Origin of the sequence: Antribacter gilvus, from assembly GCF_003946865.1 — a bacterium.
Classification (GTDB): Bacteria; Actinomycetota; Actinomycetes; order Actinomycetales; family Cellulomonadaceae; genus Antribacter; species Antribacter gilvus.
Genome location: NZ_QXTH01000003.1, coordinates 332,824 through 349,853, shown reverse-complemented (window position 1 = coordinate 349,853; position 17,030 = coordinate 332,824). Strand labels below are relative to the sequence as shown.

Annotated in this window: 12 protein-coding genes; 2 read left to right on the top strand and 10 right to left on the bottom strand. The window is 73.6% G+C overall.

Going from position 1 to position 17,030, the window contains the following annotated elements; genetic code table 11:
- Positions 1-98 precede the first annotated feature (98 nt).
- The 8 genes from ftsZ to D1350_RS07285 form a co-directional block, all read right to left on the bottom strand.
- Positions 99-1,412, bottom strand: a complete 1,314-nt coding sequence (gene ftsZ, locus D1350_RS07320) for a cell division protein FtsZ (RefSeq protein WP_125775308.1) — start codon at positions 1,410-1,412, stop codon at positions 99-101.
- A gap of 228 nt (positions 1,413-1,640) precedes the next feature.
- The gene (locus tag D1350_RS07315; protein WP_240643942.1) at positions 1,641-2,513 is read right to left on the bottom strand and encodes a cell division protein FtsQ/DivIB; all 873 of its coding nucleotides are present in this window, start codon (positions 2,511-2,513) and stop codon (positions 1,641-1,643) included.
- A gap of 113 nt (positions 2,514-2,626) precedes the next feature.
- Positions 2,627-4,063: a UDP-N-acetylmuramate--L-alanine ligase gene (murC, locus tag D1350_RS07310; protein WP_125775306.1), complete on the bottom strand. Its 1,437-nt coding sequence runs from the start codon at positions 4,061-4,063 to the stop codon at positions 2,627-2,629.
- 38 nt (positions 4,064-4,101) lie between these two features.
- Positions 4,102-5,373 (bottom strand): putative lipid II flippase FtsW, encoded by a 1,272-nt coding sequence (gene ftsW / locus D1350_RS07305; RefSeq protein ID WP_125775305.1) that lies wholly within the window; start codon positions 5,371-5,373, stop codon positions 4,102-4,104.
- Positions 5,374-5,386: 13 nt separating this feature from the next.
- Complete coding sequence (gene murD, locus D1350_RS07300; RefSeq protein WP_125775304.1) at positions 5,387-6,853, bottom strand: UDP-N-acetylmuramoyl-L-alanine--D-glutamate ligase; 1,467 nt, start codon at positions 6,851-6,853, stop codon at positions 5,387-5,389.
- Entirely contained in the window at positions 6,850-7,932 is a 1,083-nt protein-coding gene (gene mraY, locus D1350_RS07295; protein ID WP_125775303.1) for a phospho-N-acetylmuramoyl-pentapeptide-transferase, read from the bottom strand. Before mraY ends, murD begins: the two co-directional genes overlap by 4 nt.
- On the bottom strand, positions 7,929-9,401 hold the full coding sequence (locus tag D1350_RS07290) for a UDP-N-acetylmuramoyl-tripeptide--D-alanyl-D-alanine ligase (RefSeq protein ID WP_125775302.1): 1,473 nt from the start codon (positions 9,399-9,401) through the stop codon (positions 7,929-7,931). Before D1350_RS07290 ends, mraY begins: the two co-directional genes overlap by 4 nt.
- A complete protein-coding gene (locus tag D1350_RS07285; RefSeq protein ID WP_125775301.1) occupies positions 9,398-10,987 on the bottom strand; it encodes a UDP-N-acetylmuramoyl-L-alanyl-D-glutamate--2,6-diaminopimelate ligase in 1,590 nt (529 codons plus the stop codon). The genes D1350_RS07290 and D1350_RS07285 overlap by 4 nt, the downstream gene beginning before the upstream one ends.
- Before the next feature lie 258 nt (positions 10,988-11,245).
- On the opposite strand from D1350_RS07285, the gene D1350_RS07280 reads away from it, so the two are divergent.
- Together D1350_RS07280 and D1350_RS07275 are read left to right on the top strand one after the other, a co-directional pair.
- On the top strand, positions 11,246-13,501 hold the full coding sequence (locus D1350_RS07280) for a S8 family peptidase (RefSeq protein WP_240643941.1): 2,256 nt from the start codon (positions 11,246-11,248) through the stop codon (positions 13,499-13,501).
- Positions 13,502-13,614: 113 nt separating this feature from the next.
- The gene (locus D1350_RS07275) at positions 13,615-14,823 is read left to right on the top strand and encodes a S8 family peptidase (RefSeq protein ID WP_125775299.1); all 1,209 of its coding nucleotides are present in this window, start codon (positions 13,615-13,617) and stop codon (positions 14,821-14,823) included.
- Between the two features lie 74 nt (positions 14,824-14,897).
- Here D1350_RS07275 and D1350_RS07270 read toward each other — a convergent pair whose 3' ends face one another.
- Together D1350_RS07270 and D1350_RS07265 are read right to left on the bottom strand one after the other, a co-directional pair.
- Positions 14,898-15,977 (bottom strand): ABC transporter ATP-binding protein, encoded by a 1,080-nt coding sequence (locus D1350_RS07270; RefSeq protein ID WP_206074450.1) that lies wholly within the window; start codon positions 15,975-15,977, stop codon positions 14,898-14,900.
- Positions 15,974-17,029 (bottom strand): ABC transporter permease, encoded by a 1,056-nt coding sequence (locus D1350_RS07265; protein ID WP_125775298.1) that lies wholly within the window; start codon positions 17,027-17,029, stop codon positions 15,974-15,976. Before D1350_RS07265 ends, D1350_RS07270 begins: the two co-directional genes overlap by 4 nt.
- Position 17,030 lies beyond the last annotated feature (1 nt).

Here is a 17,030-nt window from a genome sequence, read left to right as displayed (position 1 = left end):
GAACCGACCTCCGGACCCACGCACGTGCGGGGCCCGCCTCCCGAGAGAGAGGCGGGCCCCGCACGTCTGTGACATCCCCGCGGGATGCGCCTGACCTGCTACTTCAGGAAGTCCGGCACGTCCAGGTCCTCCACCACCGGGCGGCGGACCTCCTCGAACAGCGGCGGCACCTCGGTGGTGGTCCGCTGCCCCTCGCCGAACTGTCCCTGCACCACCACGGCGGGCTCGTCCAGGCTCACCGGCACGTCGTCAGGGTCGGCCGGGATCACGCGCGGCAGCGTCGAGACGCCCGCCCCGGTGCCCGCGGCGGGCGGGAACGACGCCGGCCGGCCGTCGTGGGACGGCGGCTGCGGCACAGGCGTGCGCGCGGCGTCGCCGCTCCGGACCGCCGGGATCTGGGTGGTCGGCGGGCGCGACGCCCCCTGGACCTGGCCGAGCGCGCGCGAGTCCTTGCGGACCTGCGGGGCGCCGCCGTCGAACCCGGCGGCGATGACCGTCACGCGCACCTCGTCGCCCAGGGCGTCGTCGATGACCGTACCGAAGATGATGTTGGCCTCGGGGTGCGCGGCCTCCTGCACCAGGCGCGCGGCCTCGTGCACCTCGAACAGGCCCAGGTCGGAACCGCCCTGGATGGAGAGCAGCACGCCGTGGGCGCCGTCGATCGACGCCTCGAGCAGCGGCGAGGAGATCGCCAGCTCCGCGGCCTGCACCGCGCGGTCCTCGCCGCGTGCGGAACCGATGCCCATGAGTGCCGACCCTGCCCCCTGCATCACGGACTTCACGTCCGCGAAGTCGAGGTTGATCAGGCCGGGCGTGGTGATCAGGTCGGTGATGCCCTGGACGCCGGAGTGCAGCACCTGGTCCGCCGAGTGGAACGCGGCGATCGCCGAGACGTTGCGGTCGGACATGGACAGCAGCCGGTCGTTCGGGATGACGATCAGCGTGTCGACCTCGTTGCGGAGGTTCTCGATGCCCTGGTCCGCCTGCACAGCACGACGGCGGCCCTCGAACGTGAACGGCCGCGTCACGACGCCGACCGTCAGCGCGCCGAGCGAGCGCGCGATGCGTGCGACCACGGGCGCGCCGCCCGTGCCGGTGCCGCCGCCCTCGCCCGCGGTGACGAAGACCATGTCCGCACCGCGGAGCACGTCCTCGATCTCCTCGGCGTGGTCCTCGGCCGCCTTCTTGCCGACCTCGGGGTCCGCGCCGGCACCCAGGCCGCGCGTCAGCTCACGGCCGACGTCGAGCTTCACGTCGGCGTCGGACATGAGGAGCGCCTGGGCGTCCGTGTTGATGGCGATGAACTCGACACCCTTGAGGCCGACCTCGATCATGCGGTTCACGGCGTTCACACCACCGCCGCCGATGCCGACCACCTTGATCACTGCCAGGTAGTTCTGCGGAGTTGCCACGTCGTTGCCTTTCGATCAGGTCGCTCGATCAGGACCGGTCCTGTCCCGACCTCTCCTGCGCTTCAGCGCCCGAAGCCTCAGGTTCAGGTAGAGGGTTAGAGTTATGTCAGGTTGCTGCTGAGTCCGACGGTAGGTGCGCCGACCCGGTGTGTCGAAGACATCGTCGCGCGTGTCGCGGAGACGCGCACCCGAGAATCACACGGATGTCATTCGATGCCCGTCCTGCGGTCAGCGCGTGACCGGAAGCTCAGGCGACGAGACGTCGAGGATCCGGGCCTCCGGTGCCGCCGCGCGCAGCGTCTGCACCACGCGCACCTTGAGCGCCGTCCGCTCCCCGTTGCCCCAGTGGACCGCGACGCCGTCGTGCAACGTGGTGCGCACGTCGTCCTGCGTGTCCGCGGTCACGCTCGCCACCTGCGACGCCAGGTCGGGCGGCAGCGCGCCGAGCACCCGCAGCGCCGCGCCGAGGGCGAGCGTGCCGCCGTCCTCCTCGATCGGCACCGCCACCACCGGCAGCGCGTCCGGCGGCTGGGGCGACTCCCCCACCTGCACGCCCTCGTCGTCGAGCAGCGCGTAGCCGCCCGGCGCCGGGACGGCCGCGACGGGCACCCGCGCGGTCAGCGTGACGTCGAGCCCGTCGGGCCACGTCCGCCCGAGCCGGACGTCCTTGACGCCGTTCAGGCCGAGGATCCGCTCGCGGAGGGCCACCGTGTCGAGCCGCGGGAGGGGCACGCCCGCCGCGTCGTCGACCACGTCACGCACCTGGGCCACGTCCACGGTGGCGCCCTCGCCCCGCACCACCACCTGCTCGGCGTCGAGCGCCAGCACCGGCGAGAAGAACGCGACCCATCCCGCGGCGCCCACGAGCACGAGGGCGAGCACGCCCCAGAGCACCCGGCGCAGCAGGCGGTGGCGCGCCGTCGCGGCGCGCTCCGCGTCCCGCTCGGCGCGGCGGTCGGCCATCCGGGTGGACACCACCCCGGGCCGCACCGGCCCGGCCCCGGAGCCGCTGCCCGACGTCGAGGACCCGGCCGGGTGCACCGGCTCGCCGTGGTCGCGGCACGGCTCGGGCGCCGACGCGGCCGGCGGAGGCTCGCTCACCCGCGGCCGCGGCCTCGCGGGTGCTGCCTGCGGTGCAGCCGACGGCGCGGCGGCACCACTCCGCTCCGCAGGGCGCGCCGGCCCCGCGGTCCGGGGCCGTGCCGGCGGACGCATCAGGCGACGCCTCCCGAGGTGACGCCGGGCCGGGCGGCCAGGTCGGCCAGGATGACGTCACCGAGCTCGGTGACGTCACCGGCGCCGACCGTGAGGACGAGGTCGCCCGGCCGTGCGAGGTCGGCGACGCGGTGCGCCGCCTCCAGGCGGTCCTCGACGGGGTGCGCGGGCGTGCCGCGGACCAGGTCGGTGATGGTGCGCGACGTGACCTCGGGGTCCACGTCCTCCCGGGCCTTGTAGATCCCGGTGACCACCACCTCGTCGGCCATCGCGAGCGCCTCGGCGAAGCGGTCGGCGAAGATCCGCGTGCGCGAGTACAGGTGGGGCTGGAACAGGACGAGCAACCGCCCCTCGCCCACGACCGGGCGGGCCGCGCGCAGCACCGCCTCGATCTCCGTGGGGTGGTGGCCGTAGTCGTCGACGACCCGCACGCCCCCTGCCTCGCCGCGTGCCTCGAACCGGCGGCCGGTGCCCGTGAACGCCGCGGCGCCCGCGACGGCGGTGGCCGCGTCCACGCCGAGGAGCACGGCGCTGACCACGGCGGCGGTGGCGTTGAGCACGTTGTGGTCGCCCGGGACGGAGAGGCGCAGCGCGAGACCCTCGGCACCGAGCAGCTCGCCGCGCAGCACCGCCGTGGCGCCGGCGCCGGTCGAGACCACGTCGGCGACACGGACGTCGGCGCCCTCGCCGGTGCCGTACGTGACCACCTGGCCGCCCGCGGCGCGGACGGACCCCGCGACGCCGCGCGCCCCCGGGTCGTCGGAGCACGCGACGAGCCACCCGCCGGGCACGACCCGCCCCGCGAAGCGCACGAACGCCTCCGTGAAGGCCTCCTGCGTGCCGTAGTGGTCCAGGTGGTCCGGCTCGACGTTGAGGATCACGGCGACGGTGGGCGCGTAGTTGAGGAACGAGCCGTCGGACTCGTCGGCCTCCGCGACCAGCACGTCCGAGGTTCCCAGGTGGCCGCCAGGGGTCGCGCCGTGCGCGGTGCGGATCGTGCTGCCGATCGCGTACGACGGGTCCAGGCCCGACTCGCGGAGCACCGCCGCGAGCATCGCCGAGGTGGTGGTCTTGCCGTGCGCCCCGGCCACCGCGACGCCGCGCAGGCCCGTCATGAGGGCGGCGAGCGCCTGCGACCGGTGCAGCACCCGGGTGCCTGCGGCGCGTGCCGCGGCGAGCTCGGGGTTGGTCTCGCGCACGGCGCTGGAGACGACGACGGTGTCGGCCGCGGCGACGTGGGCGGCGTCGTGGCCCACCCAGACGGTGATCCCGTCGGCGCGGAGCATCTCGACGGCCGCCGACGCCGCGGCGTCGGTCCCCTGCACCTCGACGCCGCGCGCCGCCAGGAGGCGGGCGATCACGGACATGCCCGCGCCGCCGATGCCGATCATGTGGACCCTGCCGAGGTGGTCCACCTCGGGCACTGCTGAGCTCATCGTCACCTTCCGGTCGTCGCGTGCGACTGCCCGCGATCTCAACGTCTGCGGACCGCCCCGCCGAGGACGGCGAGGGATCTCGCCACGACGCTACCGCGTGCGGCGAGGGCCTCCGCCGCGCCGGGCTCCGTGCGGGCGAACGAGATCACCATCCCGAGCGCCGCCATCGTGGTGATGAGGGCGGAGCCTCCCGCCGAGACGAGCGGCAGCGGCACGCCGATCACGGGGAGGACGCCGATCACCACGCCGATGTTGATGAACCCCTGGCCCACCACCCAGCAGGCCACGGCGGTGGTGGCGACCTTCACGAACGGGTCCGGGTGGCGGCGCACCGTGCGGGACATCGCGAGCCCGAGGAGCGCGAAGAGCGCCAGCACCAGGAGCGTGCCGAACAGGCCGAGCTCCTCGCCGATCACCGCGAAGATGAAGTCGTTGTGCGCCTCCGGCAGGTAGCTCCACTTCTCGCGGCTCGCCCCCAGGCCCACGCCCCACACCCCGCCCGTGCCGAGGCCGTACAGGCCGTGGATGGACTGGTAGCACTCGGACGCCTTGTCGCAGTCGGACCCGTAGGTGGCGGCGATCCGGTCGATCCGGTCCTGCCCGTCCTGGTTGAGGATGAAGAAGTAGACGACGACGAACGACGCGACCGCGCTCCCGCCGGCGAGCAGACCCAGCGGGGCACCGGCCACGAAGAAGGCGCCGCCCACGAGCAGCCCGAGCACCAGGGCGGTGCCGAGGTCGCGGCCGGCGAGGACGAGGCCCATCACGAGGACCGCGCCGGGAACGGCAGGCACCATCACCTGGCCCCAGCTGCCGAGCAGGTGCTGCTTGCGGCCCAGCACAGCCCCCAGCCAGACCGCGAGCGCGAGCTTGGCCAGCTCCGACGGCTGGAAGCGGACCGGTCCGAACGCCAGCCAGTTCTGCTGGCCGTTCGCGTCCTCCCCCATGAAGATCACCGCTACGAGGAGCACGCAGGCGACCAGCAGGGCCGGCCAGGCGAGCCGCTTGTACCAGCGCAGCGGCAGTCGGGCGGCGACGATCAGCATCGGCAGCCCCATCAGCGCGTACTGGGCCTGCACGAGGAACGCCGCGTACGGGGAGTCGCCGTCGGCGATCGAGGTCACGGCCGAGCTGGACAGGACCATGACGAGGCCGATCACCGTCAGCAGGCCGGTGGCCCCCACGAGGAGGTAGAAGCTCGTCACGGCCGAGTTCCACTGGCCGAGCCAGACGCGCTCCGGCCGGCGGGCGGGGACCCGGGCGGTGAGGGTGGGCCGGGCGGTCCGGGACGGACCCTGGGTCGTAGCCATCCGTGCCCCTTCCTCAGGCGAGCCCGCGCACCGCCTCGGCGAACTCCTCGCCCCGGTGCGCATACGAGCGGAACTGGTCCTGCGACGCACCTGCCGGGGCCAGGAGCACGGTGTCGCCCGGCTGCGCCAGGGTCCGTGCGTGGGCCACCGCCCGGCGCATCACGGACCCAGTGTCCCCGGGATCGACCACCACGACGGGGACCTGCGGTGCGTGTCGCGCCAGCGTGTCGGCGAGCGGCGCCTGGTCCGCGCCGATCAGGACGACGGCGCGCAGGCGGTCCGCCCGGAGGCGCACCAGGTCGTCGTAGACGGCGCCCTTGGCGAGGCCGCCCGCGACCCAGACGACGGTGCCGTGCGCGAACCCGGCGAGCGAGGCCGCCGCGGCGTGCGCGTTCGTCGCCTTCGAGTCGTTGACATAGGCGACCTCGTCGAGCACGCGGACCAGCTGGATCCGGTGCTCCCCCGGCCGGAACGCGCGCAGGCCGTCGCGCACCGCGCGGGCGCTCACGCCGTGGGCTCGGGCGAGGGCGGCGGCGGCGAGCGCGTTCGCGACGACGTGACCCGGGACCACGCCGTCGGCCCCCGCGAGGTGCTGCAGGTCGGCGAGGGTGGCGAGCTCCGCCGCGTGCGACCGGCGCGAGGGGTCGCCGGCCGGGGCGTGGAACGCGCGGTCCACGAGCACGTCCTCGATCAGGCCGAGGTCGCCGGGACCCGGCGCGCCGACGGCGAACCCGACGGCCCGCGCGCCCTCGACCACGTCGGCCTCGAGGACGAGCGCCTCGGTGCGCCTGTCCGCCGCGTTGTAGACGCAGGCCACCTGGGCCCGCTCGAAGATGCGGCCCTTGTCGGCCGCGTACGCGTCCAGCGAGCCGTGCCAGTCCAGGTGGTCGGGCGCGACGTTGAGCACCGCACCCGCCTGGACCGACATGGTGTGCGTGAAGTGCAGCTGGAAGCTCGACAGCTCCACCGCGAGGACGTCGAGCGCCGGGTCCAGGGCGGCCTCCACGACGGGCCGCCCCACGTTGCCGACGGCGGCGGACCGCAGGCCCGCGGTCCGCAGGATCGTGTCGAGCATCTCGACCGTCGTGGTCTTGCCGTTGGTGCCCGTGACCGCCAGCCAGGGCGCCGGTCCGAGACCGAGCCCCCGCTCCCCCGGCGCGCGGTCCACGCGCAGGCGCCAGGCGAGCTCGACCTCGCTCCACACCGGCACGCCCGCGGCGAGCGCGGCGGCCAGCAGGGGGGACGACGGCGCCCACCCGGGCGAGGCCACGACCAGGTCGCACCGGCCGATCAGGCCGCGCGAGACGTCGTCGGACACCTCGGTGACGTCCGCGTCCGGCGTGTTCGCGTCCACTGTGACGAGCGACGCGACCCGGCCCGCGAGGGCGGCGACGACCGCACGGCCGGAGACGCCCAGGCCCGCCACCACGACACGGGCGTCGGCGAGGGGGACGCGCGGCTCGACGACGCCGTGCGTCACGAGACGACCCACTCCGCGTAGAAGAGCCCCATCCCCAGCGCCGCGAACAGGCCCGCGACGAGCCAGAACCGGATGACGATCGTGATCTCGGCCCAGCCCATGAGCTCGAAGTGGTGCTGCAGGGGCGCCATCTTGAACACGCGCTTGCCGGTCATCTTGAAGGAGCTGATCTGGATCACGACCGACGACACGATGAGCACGAACATGCCGCCGATGACGACCGCGAGGAGCTCGGTGCGCGTCAGGATCGACAGGCCGGCGAGCGCGCCGCCGAGGGCGAGCGAGCCCGTGTCGCCCATGAAGATCTTCGCCGGGTTGGCGTTCCACCACAGGAAGCCGAAGCAGGAGCCCATGACGGCCGCGGCCACGATGGCGAGGTCGCCCGGGTCGCGCACCTCGTAGCAGCTGGGCCCGGCGGCGGCGAGGTACTGGCACGACTGGTTGAGCTGCCAGATGCCCACCAGCACGTAGGCGCCGAACGTGATCAGCGAGACGCCGGTGGCGAGGCCGTCGAGGCCGTCCGTGATGTTCACGGCGTTGGACCAGGCCGCGACGAGCAGGTTCGCCCAGATCACGAAGAGGATGAGGCCCACGGTGGCGCCCGCGAACGCGAGGTCGATCTCGGTGTCGCGCAGGAAGGAGATCTTGGTCGACGCCGGGGTGCGCGAGTTCTCGTTGGGGAACTGCAGCGCGAGCGCGGCGAACGTGACGCCGACGACGCCCTGCCCCACGAGCTTGGCGCGGGCCGTCAGGCCGAGCGACCGCTGCTTGCGGATCTTGGTGAAGTCGTCCAGGAACCCCACCAGGCCGAGGCCCGTCATGAGGAACAGGCACAGCAGCGCCGACACGCTGGGGACGCGCTGCGAGACCAGCAGCGAGACGCCGTACCCGATGAGGGTCGCGGCGATGATGATGACGCCGCCCATGGTCGGCGTGCCGCGCTTGGAGAAGTGCGCCGTGGGGCCGTCCTCGCGGACGAACTGACCGTAGTTCTTGCGGATCAGGAAGCGGATGAACAGCGGTGTACCGAACAGGGCCGTGAGCAGCGCGACGCCGGCCCCGACGAGGATCGCGATCACCGGGCGACCTCCACGGCGGGCGCGACAGTACCGGCGGCGGCCGAGCCCGCGGCGGCGAGCTCGTCGCCCAGGCGCCAGAGGCCCGAGCCGTTGGAGGCCTTGACCAGCACCACGTCGCCGGGCCGCAGCGCCTCGTCCAGGTAGTGGCGGGCCGACTCGACGTCGGGCACGAACACCGTCTCCTCCCCCCAGGAACCTTCCTGGGTCGCTCCCTCGTGGATGTGGTACGCCCCGTCGCCCACGACGACGAGCAGCTTGATGTTCAGCCGGACGGCCAGGCGGCCGATCGCGTCGTGCGCCGTGCGGCTCTCGTCGCCGAGCTCGAGCATCTCGCCCAGCACCGCGACCGACCGGCGGTCGCGCCCCGCCATCACGGCGAGCGTCTTGAGGGCTGCGCGCATGGAGTCGGGGTTGGCGTTGTAGGAGTCGTCGACGAGCGTGACGCCGTCGGGCCGCTCGGTCACGGCCATGCGGTGCGGGCTGTCGGCGCCGGCCGCGTTCAGGCGGGCGGCGACGTCGGCCAGCGGGACGCCGAGGCACAGCGCCGCGGTGGCCGCGGCGAGCGCGTTGGTGACGTGGTGCTCGCCCACGAGGCGCAGGGAGACCGGCGCCCGCTCCTCGTCGAGCCCGGCGCGGCCGACGATCCCGCGGCCGGCACACAGCGTGAACGACGCCCGCCCCGCCCGGTCCATCGTGATGTCCTCCGCGCGCACGGCGGCCGACGTGATCGTGCCGAAGCCGACCACCTCGACGTCCTGCGCCGCGCGGGCCGCCATCGCGGTCACGCGCATGTCGTCCACGTTGAGCACCGCGGCGCCGCCGGGCAGCACGCCGGAGACCATCTCGCCCTTGGTCCGCGCGATGGCGTCGACGTCGCCGAACACGCCCAGGTGCGCGGAGCCGACCGCGAGGACGATCCCCACCTCGGGCGGCGCGATGCCGGTGAGGTACGCGATGTTGCCCTCCCGGTCGGCGCCCATCTCGAGGACCAGGAACCGGGTGCCGCGCGTGACCCGCAGGACGGTCAGCGGCAGGCCCACCTCGTTGTTGAACGAGCCCTTCGGCACCACCGTCTCACCCTCCGGGGACAGCAGGCGGCCCACCAGGTCCTTCGTCGTGGTCTTGCCGACCGAGCCGGTGACGGCCACGACGCGGAGGTCGCCGTCCGCACGCACCCGCGCGAGCACGTGGCGGGCCAGCTCGCCGAGGGCGGCCTGCGGGTCGTCCACGACCACGCACGGGACGTCGAGCTCGCGGGCGGCGAGGACGAGCGCCGCGCCCGCCTCGACCGCCCCGGCGGCGTAGTCGTGGCCGTCCACGTGCTCACCCGGGAGGGCGACGAAGAGAGACCCCGGCTCGACGAGGCGGGAGTCCACCACCACGGGTCCGGTGACGGCGGTCGCCGGGTCGGCGCCGTGGAGCCGTCCGCCGGTCGCTTCCGCCACCTCCTGGGCGGTGAGCTCGATCATGCCGTCGTCCTCTCGTGCTGCGCTGTGGTCGCGGGGTTGGTGGGAAGGCCGACCTGGTCGGTGCGCTCGGCCAGAGCGGCGCGCGCCTCGACCCGGTCGTCGAGCTCGAGGTCCACGCCGGCGACCTCCTGGACCGTCTCGTGGCCCCGGCCCGCGACGAGGACGGTGTCCTGCGGCCGCGCGTCGCGGACTGCCTGCCGGATCGCGTCCGCCCGGGGCGCCACCTCGAGCAGCTCCACGTCGCGGCCGGTCCGGTCGAGCTCCGCGCGGGCCCCGGCCAGGACGGCCGCGCGCACGGCGGCGGCGTCCTCGTCGTGGGGGTCGTCGTCGGTCACGTAGACCACGTCGGCCCCCGCCACGGCGGCCGCGCCCATGAGGGGCCGCTTGCCCGGGTCACGGTCGCCGGTGGCGCCGAAGACCACGGCGAGCCGGCCGGACGCCGTCGGGCGCAGGGCGTCCATCGCGAGCGTGAGGGCCTCCGTGTTGTGGGCGAAGTCCACGACGACGCGCGGCGCCGTGGAGAGCACCTCCATGCGGCCCGGCACGGTGGCGCTGAGGCCGCCGGCGGCGTCGAGCGCCGCCACGACCTCGTCCACGGCGACGCCGCTCTCGACCACCATCACGAGCGCGAGCGCCGCGTTCGCGACGTTGTACGCGCCGGGCAGCGACGTCGCGGTCCGCACGGACCGCCCGTCGCGGTGCGTCACGGTGAAGGCGGAGCCGGTGCCGGCGGGCGCCACGTCGGTCACGACCCAGTCGGCCGGGCCGCCCGACGTCGCCAGGGTCACCACGGGCACGGACGCCGCCTCGGCGAGGCGCTCGCCCCAGGCGTCGTCGACGGTGACGACGCCGCGGCGGGAGTGCTCGGGGGTGAAGAGCCGCGCCTTGGTGGCGAAGTACGACTCGAGGTCGCCGTGGAAGTCGAGGTGGTCCTGGCTCAGGTTGGTGAAGCCGGCCACGTCGAACACGACGCCGTCGACCCGGTGCTGGGCCAGCGCGTGCGAGGAGACCTCCATGGCGAGCGCGCGGACCTCGTCCTCGCGCATGGCGGCGAGGAGGGCCTGGAGGTCTGCGGCCTCGGGCGTGGTGAGCCGGCTGGGCAGCACGCGGTCGCCGGACCGCGTCTCGACGGTGCCGACGAGGCCACCCTTCCAGCCGAGGGCCCGCACCACGTGGTCGAGCTGGTAGGTGGTGGTCGTCTTGCCGTTGGTACCGGTCACGCCGAACGTCAGGAGCCGGCCGGCCGGGTCGCCCAGCACCCAGGCCGCGACCCGCCCGAGGATCGCCCGGGGGTCGTCGGCGACCAGCACGGGCACGCCGGCGGCGGCGATCTCGGCGCCCCGGGCGTCCGTGAGGATCGCGGCGGCGCCCCGGGCGACGGCGTCGGCGGCGTACTGCGCGCCGTGCGCGCGGGCCCCGGGGAGGGCGACGAAGAGGTCGCCGTCGACGACGACACGGTTGTCGGACGCCACGCAGCTGACGAGGGCGTCCGATTCGGGGACCACCAGGCCGAACGCCAGGGCGAGGTCGGTGACCCTCCGTGGTGTCACGGCAGCCGGACGGATCCGGTCGAGCGGGGATGTCACGGAGTAGAACCTACCGTCTGCGGGATGGCCCGCCGCGCCCGGGAGATCAGGCCGTGGGCCGTCCGGACGGTCTTCACGAGGGCCTCACGCCGTGGCCATATCACGCCGTGATGACCAATTCATATGGTCCGTTCCAGGAAGTTTTCCTACCCATTGGTCCTATTGCCACCTAGACTCCGCCTGTCCATTGGTCCGTTCTGTGCAGCATCAGGGTTTGGTCATCGATGCTGGGCGGGGCGCAAGCTCTCGGAGGCAGAGTTGACTCACCGCACCGATTACCGACGCCGGGCGGCCACCGCCACCGGCCTCGCCACGGCCCTCACCCTGGCCCTGACCCTCACCCAGGCAGCTGCTCTCGGCACCGCCGCAGCAGCAGCGCCTCAGCCCGACGTCGCGATCCTGGGCACAGACGCCCCGAACGCGATCGAGGGATCGTACATCGTCGTCCTGAAGGACTCGGAGGTCAGCGCCTCCCAGGTCCGGGGCAAGGCCAACGGCCTGGCCAAGGAGCACAAGGGCAAGGTCAAGCAGACCTGGGGCCACGCCCTGCGCGGCTTCGAGGCCGAGCTCAGCGCCGAGGACGCCGCGAAGCTCGCCGCCGACCCCGCCGTGGCCTACGTGGAGCAGAACGCCACCGTGACGCTCGACGCCACCCAGTCGCCCACACCGTCGTGGGGCCTGGACCGCATCGACCAGCGCACGGCCACCGCCGACAGCTCGTACACCTACCCGAACAACGGGGCCGGCATCACGGCGTACATCGTCGACACCGGCATCCTGACCACCCACAGCGACTTCGGCGGCCGCGCGGTCCACGGCACCGACACCGTCGACGGCGACTCGAACGCCACCGACTGCAACGGCCACGGCACGCACGTGGCCGGAACCGTGGGCGGCTCCGCCTACGGCGTGGCCAAGGGCGTCACCCTCGTCGGCGTGCGGGTGCTGGACTGCGCCGGCTCCGGCACGAACGCCGGGGTGGTCTCCGGCATCAACTGGGTCGCCGCCGACCACGACGCGGGCGAGAAGGCCGTCGCGAACATGTCGCTGGGCGGCAGCGCGAACTCCTCCATCAACACCGCCGTGACGAACGCGATCGCCGACGGCGTCACCTTCGTCGTCGCAGCCGGCAACGAGACCACCGACGCGTGCACCAAGTCGCCCGCGTCCACCCCGAACGCGATCACCGTGGGCGCCACGCAGTCGAACGACGCCAAGGCGTCGTACTCGAACTACGGCACCTGCCTCGACATCTTCGCGCCGGGCTCGTCCATCACGTCCGCCTGGCACACCTCGACGTCGGCGACGAACACCATCTCGGGCACCTCGATGGCGTCTCCGCACGTCGCCGGCGCCGCCGCCCTCGTGCTCAACGCCTACCCGAGCTACACGCCGGCCCAGGTGCGCGACAAGCTCGTGGCCGACGCGACGCCGAACGTCGTCACCAGCCCCGGGACAGGCTCGCCCAACCGCCTGCTCTACGTCGGCAGCATCACGCCGCCCACGCAGGACTTCTCGATCTCGGTGTCGCCCGCCTCGGGCGCCGTGAACCCGGGCTCGTCCGTCACCGCGACCGTCTCCACCGCGACCACGGCCGGCGCGGCGCAGTCCGTCGCCCTGTCCGCGACCGGCCTGCCGGCCGGGGTCACGGCAACCTTCTCCCCCGCCACCGTCACCTCGGGCGGAACGTCGACGATGACGCTCACCGCGTCGTCGTCGGCCACCGCGGGCACCACCGCGGTGACCGTGCGGGGCGCGGGCGGCGTCACGACGAACACCACGTCGTACGCGCTGACCGTCAACGGCGCCCCGGGCTGCAGCCAGGTCGCGGGCACCGACTACGCGATCAACGACAACTCCACCATCGAGTCGCCGGTCACGATCTCGGGCTGCGCCGGGACGGCCACCCAGGCCGTCGTGGACGTCGACATCACCCACACCTACCGCGGCGACCTCGACGTGACGCTCGTCGCGCCGGACGGCTCGTTGTACGTCCTGCTGAACAACGCGGGCGGCTCGGCCGACAACGTCGACCAGGCCTTCACCGTGGCGCTCTCCGAGGTGGCCAACGGCACCTGGAGGCTGCGCGTCGCCGACACGGCGGGCGGTGACACGGGCACCCTGACGAACTGGTCGCTCAACCTCACCGCGGGCGGCACCACGCCCCCGCCGGGCAGCTGCTCGGGCGCCAACGGGACCGACGCGGCCATCTCCGACAACACGACGATCAACAGCCCGATCACGATCGCGGGCTGCGCCGGCACCAAGACGTCCGCCGTCGTCGACGTGGACATCACGCACACGTACCGGGGCGACCTCGTCGTGAGCCTCGTGGCGCCCGACGGCACCGTCTACACGCTGCTCAACCGCAACGGCGGGTCGGCGGACAACGTGGACCAGGCCTTCACGGTCACGCTGTCCAACGAGACCGCGAACGGCACCTGGAACCTCCGGGTCCAGGACGCCGCGGGCGGCGACGTCGGCACGCTGACCAACTGGTCGCTCACCCTCTGACGACCACCACCTGCGCCGAGGTAGTGACTCCGTCGGACGGAGTCACTACCTCGGCACACCCGGCGCACCCCGTGCGCCTTCCTCACCCTCTTCCCGTCTCCCTGGAGGACACGTTGAACCAGCACATCCTGCGCCGCCGGACGTCGGCCGCCCTGGCCGTCGCCGCCCTGCTGCTCACCCCGCTCGCGCTCGCCCCGGCGGCCGCGGCCGCCGGGCCCGACGCGACGATCCTCGGTGCCGGCGCTCCCGGTGCGATCAAGGACTCCTACATCGTCGTGCTCGAGGACGGCTTCACCACGGCCGACGTCAAGGGCAAGGCCGCCGGCCTCGCCAAGGCCCACGGCGGCAAGGTCGTCCAGACCTGGGGCAGCGCCGTCCGGGGCTTCGAGGTGACCCTGTCGGAGGGGCAGGCCAAGAAGCTGGCCGCCGACCCCGCCGTCGCGTACGTCGAGCAGAACGCCACCGTGAGCCTCGCGGCCACCCAGACGCCCACGCCGTCGTGGGGCCTGGACCGCATCGACCAGCGCAACCTGCCGCTGGACAGCTCGTACACCTATCCCAGCACCGGGGCCGGCGTCACCGCCTACGTCGTCGACACGGGCATCCTCACCACGCACACCGACTTCGGCGGCCGCGCGGTCTCCGGTTATGACGCCGTCGACGGCGGAGCCGCGACCGACTGCAACGGTCACGGGACGCACGTGGCGGGCACCGTGGGCGGCACCCGGTTCGGCGTCGCCAAGGGCGTCACCCTGGTGGCCGTGCGCGTGCTCGACTGCGCCGGCTCGGGCACCAACGCCGGCGTCATCGCGGGCATCGACTGGGTCGCCTCCGACCACTCCGCCGGCGAGGCCGCCGTCGCGAACATGTCGCTCGGCGGGAGCAAGTCCACCGCGCTGAACGCGGCGGTCGCGCGCGCCGTGTCCGACGGCGTCACGTTCGTCGTCGCGGCCGGCAACGAGAGGACCGACGCCTGCCGCAAGTCGCCGGCCTCTGAGGCCACGGCCATCACCGTGGGTGCCACCGACAGCTCGGACGCCCGCGCGTCCTACTCCAACTACGGCAGCTGCGTGGACATCTTCGCGCCGGGCTCGGCGATCGCTTCCGCCTGGCACACCTCGACGTCGGCGACGAACACCATCTCGGGCACCTCGATGGCGTCTCCGCACGTCGCCGGCGCCGCCGCCCTCGTGCTCGCCGCTCACCCGGCCCACACCCCGGCCCAGGTGACCTCCGTCCTGGCCTCGACCGCCACGAACGGCGTGGTCACGAACCCGGGCCGCAACTCGCCCAACAAGCTGCTGTACGTGGGCGCGCTCTGACCCGCTGACGCCTGCACGAGCGCCGAGGTAGTCAGGTCGTCCGACGACCTGACTACCTCGGCGTGTGCGTGCGGCTACCGTGCCAGCGCCTTCGGCACCGGGCCCGAGCCCTGCGCGTGCAGGTGGCACGCCACCAGGCGTCCGTCCTCGGCCGCCGTGGCGACACCCGGCCCCGTGCTGGCGAACGCCGTCGGCCCGAGCACCGGACGGTCCGTGCGGCACACGTCCATGACGTGCGGGCAGCGGGCCGCGAACGGACAGCCGGGCGCCAGGCGCCTCAGGTCCGGCGGCGAGCCGGGGATGCCCGACAGCTCCCGCCGCGGGCCGTGCAGGGGCGGGAACGACCCGAGCAGCCCGTGGGAGTAGGGGTGCCGCGGGCGCCGGTACACGTCGCCCGCCGCCGCCTGCTCCACGATCTCGCCCGCGTACATGATGGCGATCCGGTCGGCGACCTCCACGAGCAGCGACACGTCGTGCGTGATGAAGATGACCGAGAAGCCGAGCCGGTCCCGCAGCTCCATCACCTGCTCGAGGATCTGGCGCTGCATCACCACGTCGAGCGCCGTCGTGGGCTCGTCCATGATGAGCACCTGCGGCTCCAGCGCGAGCGCCATCGCGATCATGACGCGCTGGCGCATCCCGCCGGAGAGCTGGTGCGGGTACGACCGCAGCCGGTCCGCCGGGATGCCGACCATGCTCAGGAGCTCCGCGGCCCGCTCCTCCGCCTGCACCCTGGGCATGCCCTTGCGGTGCGCCAGGATGCCGTCGACGAGCTGCCGCCCCACCCGGTACACGGGGTTGAGCGAGCTCATGGCGCCCTGGAACACGATCGCGACGTCCTGCCAGCGGGTGCTGCGCAGCTGCCCGTCGGTGAGGCCGAGCAGGTCGGCGCGCCTGCCGTCTCGGCCGGTGAGCAGCACCTCGCCGCTCGTGATGATGCCGGGCGGGGCCAGCAGCCGCGTCGCCGCGTAGGCGAGCGTCGACTTGCCGCAGCCCGACTCCCCGGCGAGCCCGAGCACCTCGCCCCGGTTCAGCGTGAGCGACACGTTCCGCAGCACGTGCGTGGGGTCGTCGCCGTAGCCGTAGTCCACGGACAGGTCCCGGATCTCGAGCACCGGCTCCGCCGTCGTCGTCTTGGCGCTCATGGCGCTCATGGCCTGCCCTCCCGCGCGACCGGCGTGAAGCCCACCCGCGGGCGGATGCCCCGGCGGCGCAGGGACCGCGCGTGCAGGCCGGTCGACCGCAGGCGGGGGTTGACGAACTCGTCGATGCCGAAGTTGACCAGCGCGAGCGCCATGCCGAGCAGGGCGATGCACGCGCCGGCGGGGACGAACCACCACCACGCGCCGCGCTGCAGCGCCATGTTGTTCTGCGCCCAGAACAGGATGGTGCCCCAGTTCCACTCGCTCACCGGCGTGATGCCGATGAACGACAGCGTCACCTGGGACAGCACCGCGAACGTCACCGTGCCGACGAACCCGGACGCGATGACCGCCGACAGGTTCGGCAGCACCTCGGCCAGGACGAGTCGCCAGGTGCGCTCGCCGTTCGCCCGGGCGGCCTCGACGAAGTCGCGCTTCCGGAGCGAGAGGGTCTGCGCCCGCAGGACGCGCGCGCCCCAGGCCCAGCCCGTGGCGCCGATGACGAGGGCCACGGTCATGCCGCCCGCGCTCGGCAGCTGCGCCGCGATGATGATGATGAGGGGCAGCTGCGGGATCACGAGGAACACGTTCGACAGGGCCGACAGCGTCTCGTCGCCCACCCCGCCCACGAAGCCCGCGGTGACGCCCACCAGGACGCCCACCACCGTGGCGCTCACGCCGGCCACCAGGCCGACGATCATCACGCCGCGCGTGCCGACGATGATCTGCGACATGATGTCGCGCCCCGTGTGGTCGGTGCCGAGCCAGTGCGCCAGCGACGGCGCCTGCAGCAGGTCGGGGCTCACCTGGTTGGGGTCGTACGGGGCCACCCAGGGCCCCACCACCGCGAGCAGCGCGAAGAACACGAGGATCCCCAGGCCGGTCAGGGCTTTGGTGTTGCGCAGGAACAGCAGCCGCTGCGGCTTGCGCTGTCGCTGCCCGACCCTCGGGGTCCTCGCGAAGCGCCGCAGCGAAGCGAGGACGCTTCGTGGGGTGAGGGCGGCGGCACGCACCTCGGGCGGGGGCGTCACCTCTCCCGTGGAGAGGGTGGTCGTGGTCGCCATG

Coding starts and splice junctions, on each gene's coding strand:
- murC (WP_125775306.1), bottom strand. CDS start 4,063: ATGAGCTCAGCAGTGCCCGAGGTGGACCACCTCGGCAGGGTCCACATG.
- ftsW (WP_125775305.1), bottom strand. CDS start 5,373: ATGGCTACGACCCAGGGTCCGTCCCGGACCGCCCGGCCCACCCTCACC.
- D1350_RS07290 (WP_125775302.1), bottom strand. CDS start 9,401: ATGATCGAGCTCACCGCCCAGGAGGTGGCGGAAGCGACCGGCGGACGG.
- D1350_RS07270 (WP_206074450.1), bottom strand. CDS start 15,977: ATGAGCGCCATGAGCGCCAAGACGACGACGGCGGAGCCGGTGCTCGAG.
- D1350_RS07265 (WP_125775298.1), bottom strand. CDS start 17,029: ATGGCGACCACGACCACCCTCTCCACGGGAGAGGTGACGCCCCCGCCC.